Raw genomic sequence first — 23,782 nt, forward strand, 5'->3', positions numbered from 1 at the left:
TTCCTCTATCAAACGTTGATCGCAGATACCGAAAGGATGGAAATCAGGAGTGCCAGGATGGCATAGGTCTCAACCATGGCCGGGAACAGCATTGCCTTACCGAACTGATCCGGCTTCTTTGCTACGATGCCGATACTTGCCGCTGCGGTCTGTCCCTGGGATCTTCCGGAGATCAGGCCTACAATTCCGATCGGCAGGCAAGCTGCAAGGATCAGAAGTCCGGTCTGTAAATCCATCGCTGCCGGTGTTCCGCCGAGAAGGCCGATCTTGGAGAGCGTGATGAATCCGACCAGAAGGCCGTAGATACCCTGAGTACCCGGAAGAAGCTGAAGAATCAGAACCTTCGCGAACTTACCCGGATCTTCGGTTACAACTCCTGCTGCCGCCTGACCTGCGACCGCTACACCGAGAGCGGAACCCGCACCTGCCAGAAATACTGCGATTGCTGCGCCAAGTAATGCAAAAAATACTCCTAAGTTTTCCATATGATTTTTCCTCCTGAACTCTGTGTTCTGAGTAGCTTTAACGTTATTTATAATGTTATTTGGTGTCATCCACCGGCACCGTCACATATTTGGTCTCCGCATGGAACGGATCAAACGGCTTGCCGCTTCCGTCATAGAACTTGCCGAAGAACTCGACATACTGAAGACGGTTGGTGTGAACGTATGCGCCGAGAATATTGATTGCCATATTCAGCAGATGTCCCGCGACAAAGACGATCGCAAAGATCACCGCCCCAACGACTCCGCTTCCTGCCATCGATCCCATCTGGTTGATAACCGATGCGATAACGCCGGTTGCCAGTCCCAGTGCGAGAAGTCTGGAATAGGACAGAACATCCGACAGCCAGCTTGTCACGCCATATACTTCATAGAGTCCCAGAAGGAGCCGGAGAACCGGATTCTTCTGATCTCTCTGTGAAAACAGGATCAGACCCACAAGACCGATGATCGCCATCGGCTGCGCCGCCGCTCCCAGACCTGCCGGGAGAGTGATCTGTCCGCCTGCAATGGATGCGAAGAGGCTGCTCGGAAGAAGCATCAGGATGAGGCCGCCCAGGAAAATGTACCAGAGCACCACATCACAGAAGAATCCGACCGTATCGCCCATCTTCAGCTCGTTGTATCCCTTGATTCCGAGACCCACAAAAAGATGAATCAGGCCGAACAGCATGCTGTAGAGAAGAAGTCTCATCGGATCGTTCAGCGGTACGAACCAGAGCGCCGGAATCGAAACCGTCTTTCCGAAGAATACTCTCGCCACCACATCAACCACATCGCCGAAATATCCTCCGAAGAGGACGCCCCAGACGAGGGTTGAGATACCGCAGTATCCGAACATGGTCATGGTTTTCTTCATTCCCGGATCCATGTCTTTGTACTTCCCGATCAGGAAAAAGCATGCGATCGCGATAATCGCTCCGTATGCCGCATCCGAGAGCATCATTCCGAAGAAGAACACATAGAAGAACGACATGATCGTCGTCGGATCCATTTCTTTTCGGGACGGAAGTCCGTAGGATGCGACCACGCCCTCCGTTGTCGCGGAGAACGCATTGTTGCTGAGGATCGTCGGAGCGTTTTCATCGTCCGGCGGAACCTCGTCCGCTTCAAAGGAACAATCAAACGGCTTCACCAGCATCGCCAGAAGCGGAACATTGTCTTCCGCCGCATAGCCGGTAATCACGAATGCGGATTTTGACCGCGGGATCTTTCCGAGAGCGTCGTAATTCACTGCCCGTACGCGGCCGAGATCGCTGACGACCTCCAGATTTCCGCGTATCTGCGCCTTTTCGGCTATCTTCATTTCAAGATCTTTTGCTTTCTGATCCAGATCTTCCGCCTGTTTCAGGAGATGCTCGATCTTTCCGGCCGGCGTCTCATCCGTGTTCTGCCAGAATTTCGAAAATCCCGCGCTCCGCAGCGCATCTTCCACACGGCCGGCATCCGACTTCATGCAGATGATTGTCACACAGGTCTGATCCTGATCTTCCGTGATGATGCTCGGATCGACGGCATCAAGCCCGTCGCACTTCTCCGAAATAATCCGGAAAATCGCTCCGACATCCGTTCCGGGCGGCATGGTTCCCGCAAAATATGCGGTCCGCTCCGTGCCCGACAGATTCATCGGAACGCCGAGGTTCTTCCACGGTTTCAGTGTTTCCGCCTGATTCCGGAGTTTTGCGGCTTCCGCATTCGCCGCGGCAATCTCTTTTGCGAGACCGGTGATCTCCGACGCGGCGTTCAGAACCGTTTCCCGATCTTTTTCGGCGTTCTCCCACTCAGCCGGCGATACCTTCCGCTTTCCTTCCAGGCTTGCAAACATCGACTTTTTTACCGGCGCGTACTGGTCGAGGACTGCCAGAGCCTGCTCGCAGGCCGCTGTCTCACGCTCGCTTTTCGATTTCTCGTCCGCGGCGGAGATCACCTCAAACCCGTCATCCTCCGGAACATCCGCCAGCTGCATCAGACCGCTGGACTGCAGTTTCCTGAGGATCGCCTTCCGATCCTGATTCAGCGCGCAGATCACGATTTTACGTATCTGCAAAACCGCCATACACGTATCCTCCTTTGTTCTTAAACTCCAACTGCTTCGAACTTACTCCGTCAGAATACGGAGGACCGCCTCGACAGCCTCACTCTTTTTTGCTTCCGCTGCCCTGACCAGATCTTCTGCTTCCTGCGCGGCTTCTTTTTCCGCGTCATTTCGCATCCGCTCTGCCTCCGAAGCAGCTGCCTGCGCGATCTCCGCAGCAGTCCCGGCGGCTTTCTGCTTCGCATCTTCTTTGATGTGCGCCGCCTTCTCGTCCGCCTCCTGCATGAGACTGTGACATTTGTCCGCTGCCTCTTTCAGAATGCGTTCCGCTTCCGTCTCGGCTTCTCTGACTGCCTTCATGGTATCTTCCACCATAAATCCGCATCGCCTCCTTGTTGTTTTCTTGTCACTACCATGTCATACCCGAAGAGTGCGGGATACCGTCTCCTCTTGCTGCTTTGTATCCAATATAATACAATTTCGTATTTTTGTACATGAAATTCTCGTTTATTTATCAGATTTAAACATTATATTTTGATAGTACGCATCTTTTATCGTTTTGCATCTGACAATTAAACATGATTATATCGGATACCCCCTTTTTTTCTTGTCTTTCGTCCCTTATACTCGGAATTTGCAGATATGTACAGTTGTATTTCGTAACCATATCCAATAATTCATTTTATAATGACTGCTGACAGAAAACTCAATATACAATTATATCGGCAGTTTCATGCAGAATATTCATTCTTTTTCTCATCGGATCCGTTTCTGCCATCCGCCCTGCGCTCTCCCGTCCCCGGATCCCCGGCAGATCCGGATTTTCTTTCCCGAAAAAAGCCCGATCTTTCCCAAAATCAAATTGACGAAGCATCACTCTGGGTTGTATATTATAGAAAGTACGGTTATGACTTTTATCCTTTAAAGTTATGTTCATAAAAAGTGCTGAATTGATTTTTGCAGTTCATTTCTTCCGCCGCATGACGAACTGGCCGCATACCGTGCAGAGCCGTTCCTGCGGCAGAACCAATTCCGTTCGCCAATGGAAAAGTCCCGACCGGACAAATAATATCTTGGGAGAAAACAAATCTATGAAAGAAAGAGAGAAACTTGCATCCCGACTGGGCTTCATCTTCCTGTCGGCAGGATGTGCCATCGGACTCGGCAATGTCTGGCGGTTCCCTTACATCACCGGACAGTACGGCGGCGCCGCCTTCGTTCTGATCTACATCCTCTTCATGCTGCTTTTGAGCGGTCCGATCATGGTAATGGAATTCGCGGTCGGACGCGGCTCCGGAAAGAGTGTTGCAAAATCGTTCCACGTTCTGGAACCTGCGGGAACGAAATGGCACATTTTCAGCTATTTCGCAATGGCCGGAAATTACCTCCTGATCATGTTCTATTCCACGATCTCCGGCTGGGTCATCGCCTACCTTTATAAAATGCTGCGGGGCGAGTTCACCGGAAAAAGCAGTGAGGAGATCGCGCAGATCTTTGCCGACCTGACCGTTGATCCGGTCCAGTGTGTGTTCTGGATGATCGTCATCGTCTCCATCGGCTGCGCGGTATGCGCCCTCGGTCTTCAGAACGGCGTTGAAAAGATCACAAAAGTCATGCTGATCCTTGCGATCCGCTCCGTCACACTGTCCGGCGGCGGAGAAGGCATTAAATTCTACCTCATCCCGGACTTCAACCGAATGAGGGAGGCCGGCATCGTCAATGCCATCTATGCGGCCATGGGGCAGGCATTCTTTACGCTCTCCGTCGGCATGGGCGGTATGGCCATCTTCGGAAGCTACATCGGCAAAGAACACTCCCTGACGGGTGAGTCGGTCAATGTCGTCATTCTGGATACCTTTGTGGCTCTGACCGCAGGCTTCATCATTTTCCCGGCGTGCTTCTCCTACGGTGTCGACGCCGGCGCGGGACCGGGCCTCATCTTCATCACCCTCCCGAATATCTTCAAAGATATGCCGGGCGGACAGATCTGGGGAGCGCTGTTCTTCGTGTTCATGAGCTTTGCGGCCCTCTCCACCATCATCGGCGTATTTGAAAACATCATGGCCTTCGGCATCGACCTCTTTGGCCTGACCCGAAAAAAGGCCGTAGCGATCAATTTTGTCGCTCTCATCGTTCTGAGTATTCCGGCTGCCATCGGCGGAAGCGTACTCGCCTGGTTCCAGCCCTTCGGCCCGGGAAGCGCGGTGCTCGATCTGGAAGATTTTCTGGTCAGCAACTGCATCATGCCGCTCGGAGCGCTCCTCTACCTCTTCTTCTGCACCCGCAACATCGGCTGGGGCTGGAAGAACTTCCTTGCAGAGGCCAATACCGGAAAAGGACTTCGCTTTCCGGCGGCAATGTATCCGTTTGTCGCTTATATTCTTCCGGTCATCGTGCTTGTGATCTTCGTGTTTGGCATTGTTCAGAAGTTTGCCTGAACGCCGGACAGAAACAATATCCGCAGAACGTCTGCGAAAAAAACGGCATCCGCCGCGGGGATGATTCTTCCCGCGGCGGATGCCGTTTTTGTGTTATATCGTCTTTGTGATATCCTTTCGATGCGCTTTATTTTGCGGTTATTCCGCCACCGGTCTCTGAACAACCGGTACGTCTTCCTTGAGATTTCTCTCGATCCGCTTTCCTCTTGCCGCTCTTGCAACCACCGCATTCAGTGCGATCAGCGCTACAAGGTTCGGCAGAACCATCAGACCGTTAAAGAGATCCGACAGGTTCCATACCAGATCGACCTTCAACAGGGATCCGAGGAAAATGCAGGCAACCACGATCACGGAGAACGGCTTCACCGCACGGCTTCCGAAAAGCTGTGTCACATTGGCTGCCGCAAAGAAATACCAGCCGATGATGGTGGAAAATGCAAAGAACAGAAGGCAGAGCGCCACGAAAACCGAACCGAATCCGCCAAAGGCCGTGCCAAACGCCGACTGTGCAACCGGGGTACCGCTGACACCGTTCGAGATCATTCCGTCCAGAACTCCGGAAGAAAGAATGACCAGTGCCGTAACCGTAAGAACGATAAAGGTATCCAGGAATACGCCGACCATCGCGGTCTCACCCTGCTCCTGCGGGTGCTTAACCTTTGCCATCGCGTGAGCATGAGGGGTGGAACCCATACCGGCTTCGTTGGAGAAAAGGCCTCTCGCCACGCCGAAACGCATTGCCATACGGATAGTCATTCCGGCAACAGCACCGCCGACTGCCTTCGGGCTGAACGCGCCGATGAAAATGGATGCAACCGCTCCCGGAAGGTTGCGGAAGTTGATGGCAAGAACGATTACGCTTCCGATCAGATACAGTGCTGCCATCATCGGAACAACCTTCTCGGTGAAGGAAGCGATTCGTCCGATACCGCCCAGGAAAATGAAGGCTGCGATGACTGCGATCGCAATGCCGACTGCGAACTTCGGCGCGCCGAACGCGGTATAGAATGCGTCACTGATGGAATTGGACTGAACCATGTTGCCCATGAAACCAAGCGCACAGATGATGGCTACAGAGAAGAATCCGCCGAGGAACTTTCCGAAGCCGCCCGGAAATGCCTCCCGGATATAATATACCGGGCCGCCGGTGATGTTGCCATCATCGTCTCTGACACGGGTCTTCTGTGCCAGAATCGCCTCACCGTAGATGGTCGCCATGCCGAAGAATGCGGCGATCCACATCCAGAAGATTGCGCCCGGTCCGCCGGATACCAGAGCTGTCGCACAGCCGGCGATATTGCCGGTGCCGACCTGCGCCGCAATCGCGGTGGAAAGCGCCTGGAACGAGCTCATGCCGTCCTTTCCGGCTTTCTCTCCGTTCAGGCTGAAGCCGCCGAATACGCGATGCCACGCCTGCGGGAATCTCCGGATCTGCACAAAGCCGGTGCGGATCGTGAAGAAGATGCCGGTTCCGACCAGAACATACAACAGAATGTTGTTCCAGACGAAATCATTGACCAGTACTACGATGTCATTCAGTTTGTCCATGTTTGTCCCCCTCTGAGAAATGTGATTGCAGGTGGGACGCAGAATTAAGCGGGAATCGTTCGGGACTGTTTTACTAAGTGCTGTAAACGCGGAAACGTAGCTCCACTAAACTCGGCTTCGCCTGCCTCAGCACGCTATTTCACTAAGGCGGCATAGCCGCCAAGTGAAATATGTGTCGTTAAGGGTCGCTGCGTGGCTCGCACTAAGCTCGGAAATACCTGCCTCAGCACGCTATTTCACTAAGGCAGCACAGCTGCCAAGTGAAATATGTGTCGCTAAGTGCTCTGCACAAAAAAACCGGCATTTCCGCACAAAAACACGAAAATCCGGCTCTGAAAAACAGCCCTGCTGAATAGATCCAGCAGAACTTTTCCTAATACTCTGTCCTTTTGCCTGAGAGATTCGGCATGCATATCAGCATGTTTCCTTGCACCTTCGGCACTCCTTTTCGGAGATTCTCCAGAGCCCACTCCGTTTTTAGTCCTCGTCTCCTGAGAGACACCTGAGAGTTTTACTCCTTCGGCGGAGGCCGGAGCCTCACTTTTCTAAAAACTTCTACGTCGCTTGTATTAAATTGACATCAACATACCATAACATCCGGTTCATGTCAAATATAATTTCATGTCTCTGTCGGCACTCACCGTATCTGACGTCAGGGAAGGTTTGAAAGTTTACTTTCAAACTTTCGCCTGCGGAATCTGGTATAATAAACAGAGAGCATTCTTGAGAGTTAACAAATCTTGGTTTCCTGTCGATGAATTACAGTGATCGAACAACACAATTTTTGTCAGGCAGTTTTATTAAAACAGGATATGTATCATACAAACGAAAATCAACTCACTAAATTTAAGCGATTGGGAGATCTTTCCCTTTTTAAGTTCATTGAATATCTGCCATCCATGGTTTTATCCAATATATCTGCGTTACTTATGGTGACGGTAAACGGGCTGGTGGTCGGCAATTTTTTAGGAAATGATGCTCTTGCGGCTGTCACGGTTTTTGCCCCCCTGATCTTAATCGTCGGGGCCTTTTCGGTAATGGTTTCCTATGGAATCGGAATAAGTCTGTCAACATCGATCGGCAGTAATGAAGTCACACAGATTCACCAGGTCAAGACCGCATCCTTCTGGCTGATCATCTGCTGTTCTGTTTTTGCGGCCATTTTCCAGATACCGCTTTTCTGGATTCTTCTGAAAGCATACCGGCTTCCGGACTCAATTTATGCTCTGTCATGGCAGTATGCATTCGGAGCCATGCTTTCGACTCCGTTAAGCATGATTTCAACAATCGGTTCCAATATGCTGCAGATTTCCGGCAACCCCAAAATACTGACCAGACTTACTGTCCTGGAGGGATTCGTCAATCTTCTTCTTAATCTTTTGTTTGTCGGCTTACTGCACACGGGAATAGCAGGCGCAAGTCTGGGAACAGCCTGTGCCAACTTCATCAGGGCCGGTGCAACTCTGATTTGTCTGCTGCGATATACCGATATGATTTGCTGTCGGCGATGCAGCTATGGTTTTGCAGAATATATCCGAATCCTGAAACTGGGCGTACCCAATGCAGTATCTTCACTTTTGAATGCATTTCAGGATTACCTGTTTATGCAGATTTTGATTTTGGTTTTCGGAAAAAATGCTGGGACGATCGATGCCATCTGCACATTCAGTTTTTCCGTTTTAAATGGCCTGACTATGGGAATCCTTGACGCACTGCGGCCGATCGCAGGACTTCTTAGCGGTGCCGGTGACCGGGATGGATTGAAGATTTTAATGCGTCAGACTGCGCAATTCATTGCCGGAATAATCGGTGCGATCACGTTGGCAAATGAACTTTTTCCGGGTTTTCTGTTTACACTTCACGGAATCAAAGATATTCCTCCGGGCGGTATCGCTTCTTTTCGTATTTTTTCATTGTATCTGCTGCCATATGCGTTTGCCAACTTTTTCCTTCTTTTTCTTGTAACCAGAAAGGATGTTGAGTATACCACAAAAATAACCGTAATAAGTAACATTTTTCAGCCCCTCGTTGGTCTTCTCATCATGAAAGTATGCAGCGCACCATGGGTATATCTGTCATATAGCATAACCGCCGTTTTGCTGCTCATTCCTTATATGCTTCGTTATCGCTGTTTATCCGAACGGGAAAAGCGTGAAGCGGAAACCTGCAGGGACACTGTCCTTTATATGAGTGTGAAACCTCACGAGGCTGTGGAGGCGTCCCGTGCGATCCGAGAATTTGCCGATGAACAGAGAATCCATAAAAAAATCGCGTACCGGATTGCATTGTGTATGGAAGAAATGGTTGCTTATGTGGAATATGTCAACAAAAAAAATATTGCCGCCCAGATCATCATCCGGTTCAAAGAAAGCGGGGATGCGACCTTTGCCATCATGGACAATGGAAAATGTATCGCATACCAAATGGAAGAAGATCGTGAAAAGGGGCTGAGCACCAATAATTATGTACTCATGCAGCGTTTGGCGAAAGATGTGAAATATCAATATGTGCTGAATATGAACTATACCATTCTGGAATTCGCTTAAACACACGGTATGATCTGCAAAGACGATACTGATTTTGGCAAATGTCTTCCTATGACTTTGCATGGACATCCAGCAGTTATCGTGCGCTGAAGCCACCCGCAATCGCGGCACAATTTGATCTCAATCAAGGAAATAATCCGGAATTAATTCAAAATAAAGGATGTGCATTCCGTCACAGAAACTGTCGGCCATCACTTGCATTCAGCAAAAAAAGACTTATACTGAAACTGTTATCTGCGAAAAACGGCTCAGTCTAAGGCTGCTATCTAAGGAGAAATGTATGAAGGAATTCAAACCGTTCAAGGAAGGCAAAGTAAGAGAGATCTATGATATTGATGACGCGCTCGTTATGGTTGCAACCGACCGTATCTCTGCATTCGATGTCATTCTGAAGAACAAGGTTGTCGGAAAGGGCAAAGTACTGACCCAGATGTCCCGCTTCTGGTTCGATCTCACAAAGGACATTCTTCCGAACCACATGAAGAGTGTTGATACAAAGGATATGCCGGAATTTTTCCAGCAGCCTCAGTTTGACGGAAACAGCATGCTCTGCCGGAAACTGAATATGATTCCGATCGAGTGCATCGTTCGCGGATACATCACCGGAAGCGGTTGGGAGAGCTACAAAAAAGACGGAACGGTCTGCGGAATCCGCCTTCCGGAAGGTCTGAAAGAATGCGACAAGCTTCCGGAACCGATCTACACCCCGTCCACCAAGGCCGAGATCGGTGATCACGACGAAAACATCAGCTATGAGCAGTCCATCTCCGTGCTGGAGAAGGCATACCCGGGTCACGGTGAGGAATACGCCGCAAAGATCCGCGACTGCACCATCGCTCTTTATAGAAAATGCGCCGATTACGCCCTCTCCAAAGGCATCATCATCGCCGATACCAAGTTTGAGTTCGGCCTGGACGAGAACGGAAATGTCGTCCTCGGCGACGAGATGCTCACCCCGGACAGCAGCCGCTTCTGGCCGCTGGAAGGCTACGAGGCAGGCCATTCCCAGCCGTCCTTCGACAAACAGTTCGTCCGCGACTGGCTGAAGGCAAATCCGGACAGCAACTACGATCTTCCGCAGGAGATCATTGACAAGACCATCGCAAAGTACAAAGAGGCCTATAAGCTTCTGACCGGAAAAGATCTGTAAGAACGAGACGAAACACGCTTCGCGGGTTTCGCTCGTTATCGCGGCAGTTGCCAAGGCCTTGTGCAAGCACAGGCTTTGGCTCGTTGATCGCGCAATAAAAAAATCCGCTGGACTCCGAATCCGGAATCCGGCGGACTTTTTTTACGCGGCTGACCTGCCCCGTTCAGAAATCATCCCGAAAATCCACTCGATGCGCATACCACAGCGCATCGATCGCAACGCCTTCCTTCCACTCTCTCTGTTTCCGGATCATTTCCTCACGCATACTGAGATTCGCGCTGATGCCGATCATCACGGTCAAAAGCGCCGCCGCCCAGACATAATTGGCCCGGATCGACAGAAACTCGAGAATCAGAAACATAATCATCAGAAGCATCGATACCGCAAAGGTCGTCCAAAGAACCCAGCGGCAATACCGTTCCATCCGTCTTTCACTCATCGGTTCCAGCACTGCGGCTCTTCCGGTCTGTCCGTTCATCACAAACCATACCTTCCGTTTCCCCTGCGGGGCAACTGTAAAATACACCGGAAGATACGCTCTCTCAAAATCCATATTGGTTGTGTGGAGCCGTGAACTGCGCGCCGTCATCCCGTCCGGTTCTTCCTGGTCCAGCACAAATGCCGATCTGGCCGCGCTCTCCATCTTTGAGCGGATCCGTCCGCTCATCTCCCGAATCGTCTCGGTTGCCACCGAAGCCGGATGTTCAAACAGGTGCTCGGTGCGGAACCGCTCTTTACAGCGGCTGTCAAACGGGCCGATGGTGTCGATCATTGTATCCGGAAGTTCATTCAGCGCATCCTGCGGAACGCCCCTGAGAGTCACGCCGCCGAACCGGTTCAGTTTCACCGGCATCTCATGCGTCCCCCTGTAGTTCCGGTGATACTCCACTCTGCCGCTGACGTCGCCGCTGCACAGATAGAACGGAATGTACATACCGTAAATGTTGCGCTCCATACGCGTCGGCGATTTGGACGTCCGGATCAGTCCCTGACGCTCCATTCTCCGAAACGCTTCCACTGCGTCCTCTCTTGTCTTCCGGAACGGAACAATATAGGACGCCCAGTTTTCCGCGCGTTTCTTCGGTTCCACTTCCATCAGTCCGTTGCAGAACGGGCATAGAAACCCTTTAAAATCCTTTGCTCCCAGCATTCTGGATCCGCACCGGCCGCACTCCCATACCGCGATTCCGTCATCGGGCATTTCTCCCGACCGTTCATTGAAAATTCGATCCGGCCGCTCATCGGACATTCTTTCCGGCTGTTCCTCGGACATTCCATCCGGCCGCTCATCCCGGTCCGGTTCCTCGGCTGCCGCTTCCGGTATCTCCCCCGGCGGAAGTTCCGATTCCCGATCCCCTGCTGAATGGCCGGCGTTACGCTCCGAATCCATATATTCTTCTTCCCCGAACCCCGGCTCGTTAGACTGTTCCGACAGTTCTTCCGCCTCGGCATAGGACATTTTTTCAAAAGCGATTCCTTCGGCCAATGTCCCCTGCGCATCTCCTCTTATGCGCTCCGCCAGAACATCCTCATAATCATTCAGCCCGTCATAGACCGCCGCTCTCGCATGCTTCCTGTAATCCAGTGTAAGCGCCGATCTTGGCTTGTCCGCCGATCCTGTATCTGTCTTGTTCTCTGAACTCATGTTTCTCAGATTCCACTTCTATTGTTATTTCTGCTGGCCGGTCCCCTCAAAGATCGCATTGAAGAGATGATCCACATCATCCTTCGTCCATGTGATCTCTCCGGTATAACCCGCATCGGCCAAAAGGCTCTTTCCGCCTTCTCCTGCCGTCTCTTTCGCGCTGTCATAGATACGCTGCACCGCGATTGCAAATGATTTCCTGTCCGCGGTCGCGTTGGTAAATTTCTCCGTCTCGCGCATGATACTGTCGCCCGACGGCTTCGTCTTCACATACCATTCCATCAGAGATGCCGCACGGGACGCTGCTCTCAGCGAGATTCCCGCCGCTCCCTCGGCATAATTCTCCCGGATATCGCTCAGAATCTCCGTCAGCTTTCCGCCGCCTTCCGGCACCTGCTCCGCCACCGAGCTCGCCACCGTCTCCTGCGCGTCCTGCGTCGTGGTTTCCGCCGGAACAAGCTCCGTGCTCTCTTTTGCCTCCGCCTCAGTGGTCTCTGCCGCCGATGCGGTATCCGCCTTGCTTCCGCAGGCAGTTCCGGCCGCCGCAAGCACGACGAACGCCGATGCCAGCATCATATTTCTCAGAACGGGTCTGTGCTTTCTCATTTTATCAAAAAAATACATTCCTGCCATGATTCTCCTCCTCTGACGTGCGCGGAAACCGCCGTGTGCCATTTCTCCTTTTCCATCCTAACACACAATGGTGAAGGAAACTTTAACGGAAACTTACGATTCGGCTAATCCGCAGGAAATTCTTCGTCAGTCTCTTCCGAGTGAGAGGTCATAGGTCTCCGGCGCGTAGTAGATCACGCGGGTTCCGCCGTCCTCAAAGGAAAACGGCACATACAGGAGATCCTTCATCGCTTCCATCACGGCTTCGCGGTGTTCCGGCGTGACATAGAACAGCACAAATCCGCCGCCGCCCGCGCCCAGAAGTTTTCCGCCGAGCGCTCCGGCCTCGAGGCCCTTCTGATAGATTCCGTCGATCGAATCCGTCGAAACCTTGCTTCCGGTCTGCCGCTTCAGTCTCCAGGTCACATCCAGAAGACGCCCGAACTCGTCGAGATCCGCATGGCGGTCCTCCAGCACATGCTCCGCCTCATCCACCAGACGGTACATTTCGAGAAGCTGCGCTGTCTTGTCGCCGCTTGTGATATGATTGGTCTTCTGCACTTCCGAGGAAAGGCGCGTGAATCCGGTAAAGAACAGCATCAGATTCTCGTTGAGCTGCCGCTTTCTCTCCGGGGAAATGATGACCGGCTTCACTTCATACCGGTCCCCGGAAAAGTTGATGCGGTTCAGACCGCCGAAGCTTGCCGCAATCTGATCCTGCCATCCGCCGGCTTCCCGGCAGAGTTCCCGTTCCAGATAAATGGCGTCGTCCGACAGTTTCTTCTTGTCCGCATATTTTCCCTTCAGCGCGTAAAACGCGTTCAGCATGCCGACCGCGAACGAACTGCTGGTCCCGAGTCCGCTTCTCGCCGGAAGATCCGCCTCATAGGTCAGACGGATCTCATGCATGTCCAGCATCTTCATCGCATTCCGAACGGCCGGATGATCGATCTCATCCACCGCTTTCACGCGCTCAATCCTCGAATAGGACAGCTCTGTCGTGTAGTCGAAGAAGCGCGGAAGATGCCGCACATTCACATAACAGTATTTGTCAAATGTCGTCGACAGCACCGCGCCGCCGTGTTCCCGGAAAAACTCCGGTATATCGGTACCGCCGCCGAAAAACGACATTCGAAACGGCGTCTTGGTAATGATCATTCGGTTGTCTCCTCCTTATCCGGTTCCAGTGTTATTTCCGCTGCCGGCTCCGGTTTCTGTTCTGTCTCTTCCGGGTCTTTTCCTGCTGCCGGCTCGGTTTTCTGTTCTTCCGGTTCCGTCTGCGCCGCAGCCATGTCAGATGCGGCCGTACTCTTCTGTTCTTCCGTGTCCATCCGGCGGAAACCAAGTCCGACGGCAATCAGAAGCCACAGAATCGGGGCAACGATCGGAAGGTTGATATTGACGCTTGCCTGCGAAAGGTAAGCGATGCAGCCTGCGGCAATCGCAAAGATATACGGTCTTCTTCCCGCCGACTTCAGCATTTCAGCAATGGAACTCAGCATAAACGCGATATACGAAACGGTTCCGACAATGCCGATCGTCAGAAGAAGCTGAATGTACTCATTGTGCGCCGCATCGTAGTACTGTCTGGTATATTCGATGGTCTCTTCGCGATAGGCATACGTCACGATGCCAAATGTCTCCGGACCGTAACCGATCAGCTTTTTCAGAAACGGCAGCTGATGAAATACATGCATGCTGATCCTCCAGACGATACCCCGGTTCGTTCCCCAGGAATCGCTGAAAACCAGATACTGGGCAAACTTTGCATACCGCTCCGCATGTCCCGCGAAATTGGCGTCATACAGGACAAAGCAGAATCCTGCCGCGCAGACCGCAATAAAGCCGCCCCAGAGGCGAACCATCCATTTCGGCATTTCCGGCGTCTTCGCCCGGTATGCGAAAAAGCAGGTGATGGCACAGATCACGGCCTCAAGCCAGAACAGTTTCTTCAGTCCTCCGCTCTTGATCAGATGAACGATCAGACCGTCGATTATTCCGTGGTTTCTGACCGGAACGGTTTCGCTGATGTACCGCATCCACAGCACCGCGCCGAGAAAGGCGAGAATCACCATGAGATAGCTGAACACACCCTTTTTCGTGCGGAAGGCCATAAACGGCAGAACCGCAAAGATCACACCGATGGAAATCCAGGCATTGTCGCTCTGTCCGGTAAAGAGAGCGGCAAACGCAAGAGTCAGAACCACAAAGTAAAAAAGCCTTTTCCACAGTTTTTCCGTCACGCAGAAAAGTCCGGCCGAAACCGCCAGCACAATGCCGACGTAAGCAGTGTAATTATTGACATTTCCGATGGATGATGTGAACAGACCGATCGCGGAATCCGCGATATACTGCGCCTTGAAGCGGAAAATATCCATGTTGAAAAAGTCAGTCAGCCCCCAGATCATGACCGGAAGACTTCCCAGACAGAAGACGTCCAGAATCCACGGACCGCTCTTCCAGTTTTTCGCGATCAGAACCGTCGTGAGCGCATACAGGGAAAGCAGGAAAAGCCCCGTAAAGCGGCCTTCATTTCCCCAGAAAGACTCGTAGAGATAATCCGATGTCACCGTTGAGAGAACAATGACAATGTAATACACCAGAAGAAGTTTCCATGGAAGTGCAAGTTCCCGGAACCATCCGGCAATCGCCGTTCCAAGCGGCTTCTTACCGGAAGCAGTCCCGGCTTCCCTCTTTCTTTGCACCGCCATCAGGATCAGCGACACCGCGCTGAAGATTGCGGCGGATCCCCAATACAAAAGGTACCGGAAGGACATAATATCCGTATAATAGTGATTACACCAGAGCAGAAAGACAGTTGTCAGAAAAACCGCAAACACGGCCGTCACAGCCGCCAGCGGCTCCATCCGCCTCTCCTTTTTTGTTTCATTCAGCATTTCTTTATCCTCTTTGTTTCGTTCATTCTGTTTTGCCGGCCGGAATCCATGTCATTCCGCCTCTTCCGGCACGATCATCCGGATCCGTTTCGGGCAGACCGAGATGTCGATTTCTTCCGGCGCTCCGCCGTACTCTCCGTCCAGCGTCCAGGCCGCGCCGTCCACAACTCTGATGTGAAGGCGGTCCGTGCGGAACACCTTGACATAATCCCCGTCCATTTTTCCGGAGGCAAGCGCCGTCAGAATCTCACGGACATCCCCCAGAGAATCCGGGGCCTGAATCAGTGTCACCTCGAAGACCCCGTCGTCCATCTCCGACTTGCGGATTAACGGGGACGGTATCCCTGCGATTGACGTCGTATTGCTGATGGCGCCGTAAAGGTATTTCCCCTCCTCGCGTTCGCCGTCATGTTCAATCACCAGATGGCACCGCATGGCGATGGACTCCGGAAACGTGACAATACTCTGCAGAAGATACGCCGCATAACCCAGGACATTCTTGGATGCCTGATTGGTCTCGTAACTCACCTGCGTGAACGCCCCGAACGCGGCGACATAGTTGAAATACCGGTCGTTGAACCGGCCGATATCATAGGCAAATGTCGTTCCCGCCGACAGCGCCCGGCAGTATTCCTCGGGCTCGGCCGGAATTCCGAGGCTTCGCGCGAAATCATTCGTGCTTCCCGTCGGAAGATACGCAATGGGCTCACGGATTCCCGCCTGAACCACACTGTTTACCACATGGTTGAGCGTTCCGTCGCCACCGACGCACATGATGATGTCAAAGCGTCCCACGCACTGCTGAATGATCTTCTCCGACGTCATTCCTCTGTCCGGAACGATCGGATATGTCGTCACCTCAAAGCCGGCAAGTGTCAGTTCTTTCAGAATTTCAAACATCCGGTTCTTTGCCTGCCCCGTCCCGGAGCCTGCATTGAGCAGCAAAAGAACTTTTTTCATATCCGTCACCTGTTTCTTTCCGCGTTCCTTACGGTTACGCCAGTTCCTCGCGGCATTTCGCCAGCGCGGCCGCGATCACCGCGTCCATATCGTAATACTTGTACTCGCCGAGTCTTCCGCCGAAGATGATCTTCTTCTCATCCGACGCCATTTTCCGGTACTCCTCGTAGAGTGCGCCGTTTTTCGCGTCATTGACCGGATAATACGGCTCATCTCCCGGTTTCCACTCCGAGCTGAACTCCCGGCTGATCACCGTCTTCGGGAGATCATTTCCCTGGCCGTCTTTTCCGAATTCAAACCACTTGTGCTCAATGATGCGGGTCCACGGCGTCTCGCGGTCCGTATAATTGACAGCGGCATTGCCCTGGAAATTCGGGATGTCCAGAAGTTCCGTTTCAAAACGGACGGAGCGGTACTCCAGCGCGCCGAGAGCATAATCAAAATACGCGTCGATGGCGCCGGTGTACACCACGCGGTCTGCCATCGCGTCGAATTCCTCTTTGTTCTTCAGATAATCCTCACCGAGGCGGACCTCCACACCCTCCAGCATGTTCGCCACCATTCTGGTGTATCCACCGACCGGAATTCCCTGATAGAGTGCGTTGAAATAATTGTTGTCAAACGTCAGGCGCACCGGAAGTCTCTTGATGATAAAGGCCGGAAGCTCCGTGCACGGACGCCCCCACTGCTTCTCGGTATATCCCTTGATCAGCTTCTCATAAATATCCGTTCCGATCAGAGAAATGGCCTGTTCCTCAAGGTTTTCCGGCACAAATTCGCTGTCCACGGAAAATCCCCGCTCGGTCTGCTTCTCCGCGATGTACTCGCGCTTCTGTTCCTCGATCTTCTCCCGTGCCTCTTCCGGCGTCACAACACCCCACATCTTATTGAAGGTATACATATTGAACGGAAGAGAATACAGCTCACCGCGGTAGTTGGCCACCGGCGAGTTGGTGAAACGGTTGAACTCCGCAAACTTCGTCACATAATCCCACACTTCACGGTTATTGGTATGGAAAATGTGTGCGCCGTATTTGTGAACATGAATGCCCTCCACATCCTCCGTATATACATTTCCCGCGATGTTCGGGCGGCGGTCAATCACCAGCACCCGTTTTCCCGCCTTCTTTGCCTCCTGAGCAAAGACAGCACCGTAAAGCCCTGCGCCTACAATCAGATAATCGTATTTCATGGCTTTTCTCCTCTTTCTGTAATTTATCTTTATTATCCTTTATTTATCTCTATTATCTTTAATTTGTGTTTATGATGCGTCCGGACCGGAATCCTTCTGTCTCCCCGGACTCCGCCCGGAGCTATCGTCGATCGGCCACGGTCAAAATCCGCTCCCGCAACATTCCACGGATGAAATTCCCATCACCGGATCAACAATCCGGATGAATTTTCCTATATGCTCCCGGCAGTCTATCTTAAAAAGTATACCACAGCGAAGGTTTTCTGTGTTCATCTTTCGAATTTTGCAAGATTTATCCCGGAATCCCATCTTTTCACGCGAAGGTCTCTCTTTTTGCCATGCGGAAAAAGAACACATTTTTTTCACATTTCGAACATAATTCGGAAACATTTTCGGGATAAGATTAGGCCATGATAACGAACAGCCAATCGTTATCACACCACAATTTTTTTCATAACACGGTGGGCGCTTCACGGTGCCCACCCCTCCCCTGTTTTCATTACAAAATTCTGTCCGTTTTACGGAAACTGTTTTATTCCTCCCGAAACTTTTTTATAATAGAGTGACACAAGGATAGAAGCCGTGCTTTCCGTCTGCCTTCCGCATCCGGGACCGGCCTGAAATCACACAGGGAGGAATTCGTTATGACAATTCGCAGCATCCGCCTGACCGCGCTTCCGGTTCTGATCGCCGCCATGCTGTTTTCATCCGGCACATCGGCGTTCGCAGCATCCAAGGACGACAGAGAAGTGGTCAAGGTTGTTTCCGTAAGCCTTAATTTTTCCAATCCGGAGCCGGGCGATCCCGTCGATAAGGATATGGAAGACTCCGTCTCTGTCGATGACGGCACTTATGAGATCTCGGAAGCGGAGTACACCACCAAAAAAGAAGAGTGGGAATACAATGACAAGCCGGTTCTGAAGATCAAGGTCAAGATCCCGAAGGACGATCAGGATGACTATAAATTCAAGAGCAAAGCAAAGCTGAAGCTGGAAAAGGGCGATGTGAAGGTCGACCGGAGTGAGATTTCCAACAGTTCCACCTCCGCCACCGTTACAGTCTATCTGAGACCGGTCAGCGGAAAGGCCGAGGCAACTTCCGATCTCCGCTGGGATGAGCGTTACACCGCAAACTGGGAGAAGGTGGACAATGTGCAGTCCTACACGCTCCGCCTCTACCGCAATTCCACCCAGATCGCGGATATCGACACCACGGCAACGCACCTGAATCTGGCTTCCTATATGACCACACCGGGCAAGTACAGCTTCCGCATCCGCTCCAACGCCGGCGGCACAGCCAAGGACAACAGCCGGTTCACCGAGAAGAGCGATTACAAGACGATCACACAGGAGAACATTCCGACGGAAGAAGACATCCGCCAGGGCGACATTTCCCTGCCGGTCTGGGTTCGTGACGGCGACAGCTGGTACATCGACCAGGGCGGTCAGAAGCTCCACAATACCTGGTTCCAGGATACGGACGGCAACTGGTATTATCTCGGTGCCGACACCTACATGAAGACCGGATTGTTTAAGGACAATGACGGCAATCAGTATTATCTGAACACGCAGGATCAGCCGGGCGATAACATTCCGCTCGGAGCGATGCGGACCGGCTGGCTGACCTACCACGACCGTACCTACTATCTGAATCCGAACGAGGGCGGACCGAAGGGGTCCATGCTCGTCAATACAACCGTCACCATCGACGGAAAAGAATGCACTTTCAATGAGGATGGCGTTCTTCAGCAGTAACCCAACGATCCGACGCTGTTTCACAGACAGTCTTCTCCCCGCAGGTCCTCCCGGTCCTGTGGGGATTTTTATGTCATCCAAACATCTTCCCGGCACCCTATGCCGTTAAAAACGCTCATTGCAGATGCGTTCATCGCAGGTGCTCCCATGGCGGTTCTCCTGTTTTTCACATTTTTTCCACACTTCACCCACGCTTCCTTCACATTTTTTCGATAGACTTCAGACATCTCATAAATCACACTCCTAAAACAAACTGTCGAAACAAACAAGGAGGCCCCTATGAAAATGAATAAATTCAAGGCAACCGCACTTACCCTGATGACTGCCGGAACCCTTGCCGTATCCGCATTTCCGTCACTCGCCTCAACATCCGGCGAGAAGGTTTCCACCGTCAAAATCAACCTGAACCTCGAGAACATCCCTGCAATGGGCGATGAGGTCGATGACGATCTGGACGGCGAAGTTACCTCAGCCGAAGATGCCTACAGCATTACCGATGTCGAGTATTACAACAGTGATGATGAATGGGAATACGGCGATAACCCGGTCATCAAGGCAGTTGTCGAAATCAATGACGAGGATGACTACTATTTCCCGTCTGGCGTCAAAGTGAAAATCTCAAACAAGAACGTTTCCGTCAGCAGTGTTTCCATCAGCCGTTCCAGCTCCAGCAAGGCAAAGATCACCATCAAGCTGAAGCAGATTGACGGCGATCTGGATGCACCGGAAGAACCGGAATGGTCTAGTTCCGGCGTCGCGTCCTGGTCGGAGAGCGATTACGCATCCTCTTATTCCGTAAAACTCTACCGGGGAAGCAGCACTGTCACCACCATCTCCACCACATCGACCTACTATGATTTTTCCAGCTATATGACCACAGCCGGCTATTACACCTTCAAGGTCAAGGCCGTCGCCAGCGATACCAGCGACAACAGTAGCTGGAGTGACGAATCCGACGAGCTCTATGTCAGCAGCGATACCGCGTCTTATAACAAAACGCACGCCTCAACGACCCTTTCCACCGCCAGTCCCGCATCCACCTCTTCCGGCTGGCAGTCCGACTCAAACGGCTGGTACTATGTCCAGAACGGAACGGCACTCCGCTCCACCTGGTTTCAGGATTCCGACGGAAGATGGTACTATCTGAACTCCAACGGCTATATGCACACCGGATGGTTCCAGGATTCTGACGGAAGATGGTACTACATGAACCCGAACGCAGGCGGCCCTCAGGGTTCCATGATGACCGGACTTGTGACCATCGGAAACTATACCTACTATCTCAATCCGAATTCCGGCGGACCGAAGGGTTCCATGGTGACCGGCTATGTCACCATCGACGGAACACAGTATTACTTTGATCCGGTCAGCGGTGCCGCGCGATAATACATACTCTCATAAAAGCCCCCTGTCCTCTGCGGCGGGGGGCTTTCGGCATTGTCCAAACAGCGGAAAACGTAGTAAAATATCCTCATACTACTGAAATGACAAAAGAGGAAGATTCCATGAACCCGATTTCATCATTTTTCCGCATTTTCTCTGTCTGTATTTCCGGCACATGCCTGATTATTCTCTGTGTTCTGACTTCCTGCGCTTCTCCGGCAGATTCATCCTCGATGGCTGCCGGAAAGGATCATCTTCTCGTTGTGCATATGCCATTTCCGGACCGGACCTACACGCCGATCATCCGCGAATTTGAACGTCGAACCGGCATCTGGGTCGAGACGGATACAGCGGAGCATGCCGATCTGATCCTCGGAGGTGACAGTTTTCTTCTTCGCTCCGAGCCGGGCCGCTATGAACGCATCATTCCATTTTCCGCATCTCCGATCGTCATCGTCTATAATCCCCGCCTGATCCGGATGGCACCGCCCAACGGCTGGCTGAGCCTTTTTGACGCTATGTGGACAGGCCGGATCGCATACGAGGATCCTTCCGTCTCTGCGGTATCCATGGCTGCTCTGTGCGCCATGGCGCAGTCACTCTCCGCCGAGTCCGTCGAAGATCCGGATGCTTTGGCAGCCTACGGCATCGGTGCAAATCCGGCCGGAATCGCCTCGTCCTGGTTTCACCAGTTAGACCGGAAAACCGTTCCGGACGCGGATTCCGTCATCACCTCCGTCACAGACGGATCCTGCTATGCGGGGATCACCTCCGAAGCCCGAGCCCTGAACGCAAAATGGGCCGGTCTTGACATCACCATTGTCTATCCGGCCGAGGGCACGTCCGTCCACACCTCCTGCACGGCGATCGTCAAGGGATGTTCACATCCGGAAAATGCTCGAAAATTCGAAGAATTTCTGCAGACCGACGATGTACAGCGCTATCTTCCGGACCGTATCGGAAGCCGGAGTCCGTACTCGGCGGCGGAATATCTTACTTCCGCCTATGATCAGTCCGACAATTCCATGCTTCTTCACCGAGAGACAGACGACACCTCTTCCCTCCGGATAGAACCGAAGCTCAGGCCTCTCTCCAAAATCCCGCTTCTCCGCGACCACGAAGAATGGTCGTCGGGACAATGGAAAACACTTCTAAGTGCCTGGCTTTCCGCCTCCGGCGATGAAAACATGAAACGGACCGGCCGCCCGGCCGTTCTTTCCGACCACCCGGGCGATTACGAAGGCGCAGCGGATCCGGCGTACATTTCGTCCGGACTTCTCTCCTCAAAAGGAGGTGTGCGATGAACCTGAACAACTGGATCCGAAGTTCCTTCCGCCACCGGCTTTTCGCCGCAACGATGCTCTCCGTCCTCCTTCCGGTCCTTCTCTGCAGTATCCTGGTATTCACCGTTTCGCTCCGTCAGAGCCGTCTTTTCCTTCGGGGACACGCGGAATCCGACCTTTCCGATGTATCCGCCGCGGTAACCGGATTTTCCCGCGATCTTTCCGAAGCCGAGGACTTTCTGCAGAAAAGCACGCTCGTCCGGAGCACACTCCGATGCGAAACCTGGAATTCCGGCGCGCTCTACTCCGTGCTTCTGAAAAAGACACATTCCATCCGCAGGTATGCCGATTTTTCGATTCTTGACCGGAGCGGAACCGTGCGCTTTACGACCGCCTCCGCCTCGCCTGCCGTCTCGGAGTCTCTCCCTCTCGACTGGGGCATTCTCCGGCTCGCCCGGGAATACCATCGCAAAACAGGAGCAGAAACCATCGTCACCGGAGCCGGCGAAGACGGCGGTCTGGATCAGGCGGTTCTCCTGACCTCCTATGACGGTGAGGAACTCGGCTACATTTTGATCCACAGTTCGATCGATCAGATGGCATCCCTTTTGACCGGCACCTACTCGGACGGCAATGATGTCTTTCTTCTGGATTCCTCCTGGCGGCTGATCTACAGTTCCCGTCGGCCGGCGGACGATAATCTGATCAACCGGCTCCGGTCCGCATATCTCCGGAGCGGGGCAGACGGGAACCGCCCGTATGAGCTGGACCCGGCCGAGAGTTACAGTGGCTCCTATAATTACACGTTCACGAACATTGACCCGACCGGAATCACGGCAGTCCTTCAGCAGCCGAAACTCTTCACCACCGCAGTCACACAGACGTTCATCTTTATCAGTGTTTCGATTGCACTCACCGGGCTTCTTCTCGGTCTGTTCACGACCTGGAAGCTCAGCCGGCTTATCTCGGAGCCGGTCCTCGATCTGGACCGTGCCATGAAACAGGCGATGAACGGGGATTATTCGGTCCGGATCGACAGCAGCCGCACCGATGAGATGGGGCATCTTGCCCGCTCCTTCAACCATATGCTAAAGGAACACGCGCTCAACCTTGAGCGCTCCGTTCAGCGCCAGAAAGAGCTGAATGAGACACAGATCCGCATGCTTCAGGCACAGCTGAATCCGCATTTTCTGTACAACACGCTGGATACGTTAAAATGGCTCGGCGTTTCTCACGGTGTTCCGGATATCGCGGCGTTGTCCACGTCCCTCGCGACTCTGCTCCGCGCCAGCATCTCGGACTCGCGGCTGATCACCCTCGATGAAGAACTCGATCTCGTGGAACGCTATCTCGCCATCCAGTCCATCCGGTTCGAGGACCGTTTCACCTGTGAGATTGACGTGGACGAGCGGTTCCGCAGCTGTCTGATTCCCAAGCTCGTCCTTCAGCCCGTTGTGGAAAATGCGGTCGTTCACGGTGTCGCCGACATGGACGAAGGTTACATCAAGATCACAGCGGAAGAGAAATTCGAGGACGCCAGCCGCCATGTACTCGTCCTCACGGTATCCGACAACGGAACCGGCATGCCGCCGGAAACCCTGAACATCATCAACAGCGGCGGTTCCCTGAAGCCGCGGGGACATCTCGGATGCTACAATGTCGGAAAAATCATCCGGCTCTACTACGGAGAAGCCTACGGGCTCTATGCCGCTTCGTCTTCCGGGCGCGGAACCGTGATCACCCTGCGGCTTCCGCTGGAGACACCAGATCCTGCGGGAGATCCTGCCGCTCATATCTATCCGCAATAATCTTCTGTAAGAAACGCAGCCAAACCCT

17 protein-coding genes and 1 riboswitch are annotated in these 23,782 nt (G+C 52.7%); of the genes, 7 read left to right on the forward strand and 10 right to left on the reverse strand.

Annotation, left to right across the window (positions count from 1 at the left end; translation table 11 throughout):
* Positions 1-8 precede the first annotated feature (8 nt).
* From BR86_RS0114155 to BR86_RS0114165, 3 genes are read right to left on the reverse strand one after another with little or no spacing between them, the layout of a single operon-like run.
* Complete coding sequence (locus BR86_RS0114155; protein ID WP_031474974.1) at positions 9-485, reverse strand: V-type ATP synthase subunit K; 477 nt, start codon at positions 483-485, stop codon at positions 9-11.
* A 55-nt stretch (positions 486-540) separates the two neighbouring features.
* Complete coding sequence (locus tag BR86_RS0114160; protein ID WP_031474976.1) at positions 541-2,559, reverse strand: V-type ATP synthase subunit I; 2,019 nt, start codon at positions 2,557-2,559, stop codon at positions 541-543.
* Positions 2,560-2,601: 42 nt separating this feature from the next.
* Complete coding sequence (locus BR86_RS0114165) at positions 2,602-2,913, reverse strand: hypothetical protein (protein ID WP_031474977.1); 312 nt, start codon at positions 2,911-2,913, stop codon at positions 2,602-2,604.
* 716 nt (positions 2,914-3,629) lie between these two features.
* Between BR86_RS0114165 and BR86_RS0114175 the strand changes: the two genes are divergently transcribed.
* Positions 3,630-4,976 (forward strand): sodium-dependent transporter, encoded by a 1,347-nt coding sequence (locus BR86_RS0114175; RefSeq protein WP_031474980.1) that lies wholly within the window; start codon positions 3,630-3,632, stop codon positions 4,974-4,976.
* A gap of 138 nt (positions 4,977-5,114) precedes the next feature.
* Here the strand turns inward: BR86_RS0114175 and BR86_RS0114180 are convergent, their stop codons facing one another.
* Positions 5,115-6,524, reverse strand: coding sequence for an alanine/glycine:cation symporter family protein (locus tag BR86_RS0114180; RefSeq protein ID WP_051684840.1), 1,410 nt, complete (start codon positions 6,522-6,524; stop codon positions 5,115-5,117).
* 371 nt (positions 6,525-6,895) lie between these two features.
* Positions 6,896-6,997, reverse strand: a riboswitch (glycine riboswitch).
* Between the two features lie 291 nt (positions 6,998-7,288).
* Here BR86_RS0114180 and BR86_RS0114185 point away from each other — a divergent pair.
* Complete coding sequence (locus tag BR86_RS0114185) at positions 7,289-9,070, forward strand: MATE family efflux transporter (RefSeq protein WP_143099325.1); 1,782 nt, start codon at positions 7,289-7,291, stop codon at positions 9,068-9,070.
* Positions 9,071-9,350: 280 nt separating this feature from the next.
* Positions 9,351-10,220, forward strand: coding sequence for a phosphoribosylaminoimidazolesuccinocarboxamide synthase (locus tag BR86_RS0114190; RefSeq protein WP_031474986.1), 870 nt, complete (start codon positions 9,351-9,353; stop codon positions 10,218-10,220).
* Positions 10,221-10,383: 163 nt separating this feature from the next.
* On the opposite strand, the gene BR86_RS0114195 is transcribed toward BR86_RS0114190, so the two are convergent.
* The 6 genes from BR86_RS0114195 to glf form a co-directional block, all read right to left on the reverse strand.
* Positions 10,384-11,865, reverse strand: a complete 1,482-nt coding sequence (locus BR86_RS0114195) for a transcription initiation factor TFIID subunit 7 family protein (protein WP_031474987.1) — start codon at positions 11,863-11,865, stop codon at positions 10,384-10,386.
* Between the two features lie 24 nt (positions 11,866-11,889).
* Entirely contained in the window at positions 11,890-12,498 is a 609-nt protein-coding gene (locus tag BR86_RS0114200) for a hypothetical protein (RefSeq protein ID WP_031474989.1), read from the reverse strand.
* A gap of 126 nt (positions 12,499-12,624) precedes the next feature.
* Positions 12,625-13,635, reverse strand: a complete 1,011-nt coding sequence (locus BR86_RS0114205) for a GHMP family kinase ATP-binding protein (protein ID WP_031474991.1) — start codon at positions 13,633-13,635, stop codon at positions 12,625-12,627.
* On the reverse strand, positions 13,632-15,374 hold the full coding sequence (locus BR86_RS0114210) for an O-antigen ligase family protein (protein WP_031474993.1): 1,743 nt from the start codon (positions 15,372-15,374) through the stop codon (positions 13,632-13,634). The genes BR86_RS0114205 and BR86_RS0114210 overlap by 4 nt, the downstream gene beginning before the upstream one ends.
* Before the next feature lie 51 nt (positions 15,375-15,425).
* Positions 15,426-16,334 carry a diacylglycerol/lipid kinase family protein gene (locus BR86_RS0114215; protein WP_031474995.1) on the reverse strand — a complete coding sequence of 303 codons (909 nt, stop codon included), beginning with the start codon at positions 16,332-16,334 and terminating at the stop codon, positions 15,426-15,428.
* Positions 16,335-16,368: 34 nt separating this feature from the next.
* Positions 16,369-17,526 carry a UDP-galactopyranose mutase gene (gene glf / locus BR86_RS0114220; RefSeq protein WP_031474997.1) on the reverse strand — a complete coding sequence of 386 codons (1,158 nt, stop codon included), beginning with the start codon at positions 17,524-17,526 and terminating at the stop codon, positions 16,369-16,371.
* A gap of 644 nt (positions 17,527-18,170) precedes the next feature.
* Between glf and BR86_RS0114225 the strand changes: the two genes are divergently transcribed.
* From BR86_RS0114225 to BR86_RS0114240, 4 genes are all read left to right on the forward strand, one after another.
* Positions 18,171-19,280, forward strand: a complete 1,110-nt coding sequence (locus tag BR86_RS0114225; protein WP_031474999.1) for an N-acetylmuramoyl-L-alanine amidase family protein — start codon at positions 18,171-18,173, stop codon at positions 19,278-19,280.
* A gap of 279 nt (positions 19,281-19,559) precedes the next feature.
* Positions 19,560-20,666: an N-acetylmuramoyl-L-alanine amidase family protein gene (locus BR86_RS15460; protein WP_051684841.1), complete on the forward strand. Its 1,107-nt coding sequence runs from the start codon at positions 19,560-19,562 to the stop codon at positions 20,664-20,666.
* 119 nt (positions 20,667-20,785) lie between these two features.
* Positions 20,786-21,967 carry an extracellular solute-binding protein gene (locus tag BR86_RS0114235; protein ID WP_031475003.1) on the forward strand — a complete coding sequence of 394 codons (1,182 nt, stop codon included), beginning with the start codon at positions 20,786-20,788 and terminating at the stop codon, positions 21,965-21,967.
* A complete protein-coding gene (locus BR86_RS0114240) occupies positions 21,964-23,754 on the forward strand; it encodes a sensor histidine kinase (RefSeq protein WP_031475005.1) in 1,791 nt (596 codons plus the stop codon). The genes BR86_RS0114235 and BR86_RS0114240 overlap by 4 nt, the downstream gene beginning before the upstream one ends.
* Positions 23,755-23,782 lie beyond the last annotated feature (28 nt).

Origin of the sequence: [Clostridium] aminophilum DSM 10710 (assembly GCF_000711825.1) — a bacterium.
In the GTDB taxonomy this organism is placed as follows: Bacteria; Bacillota; Clostridia; order Lachnospirales; family Lachnospiraceae; genus Clostridium_R; species Clostridium_R aminophilum.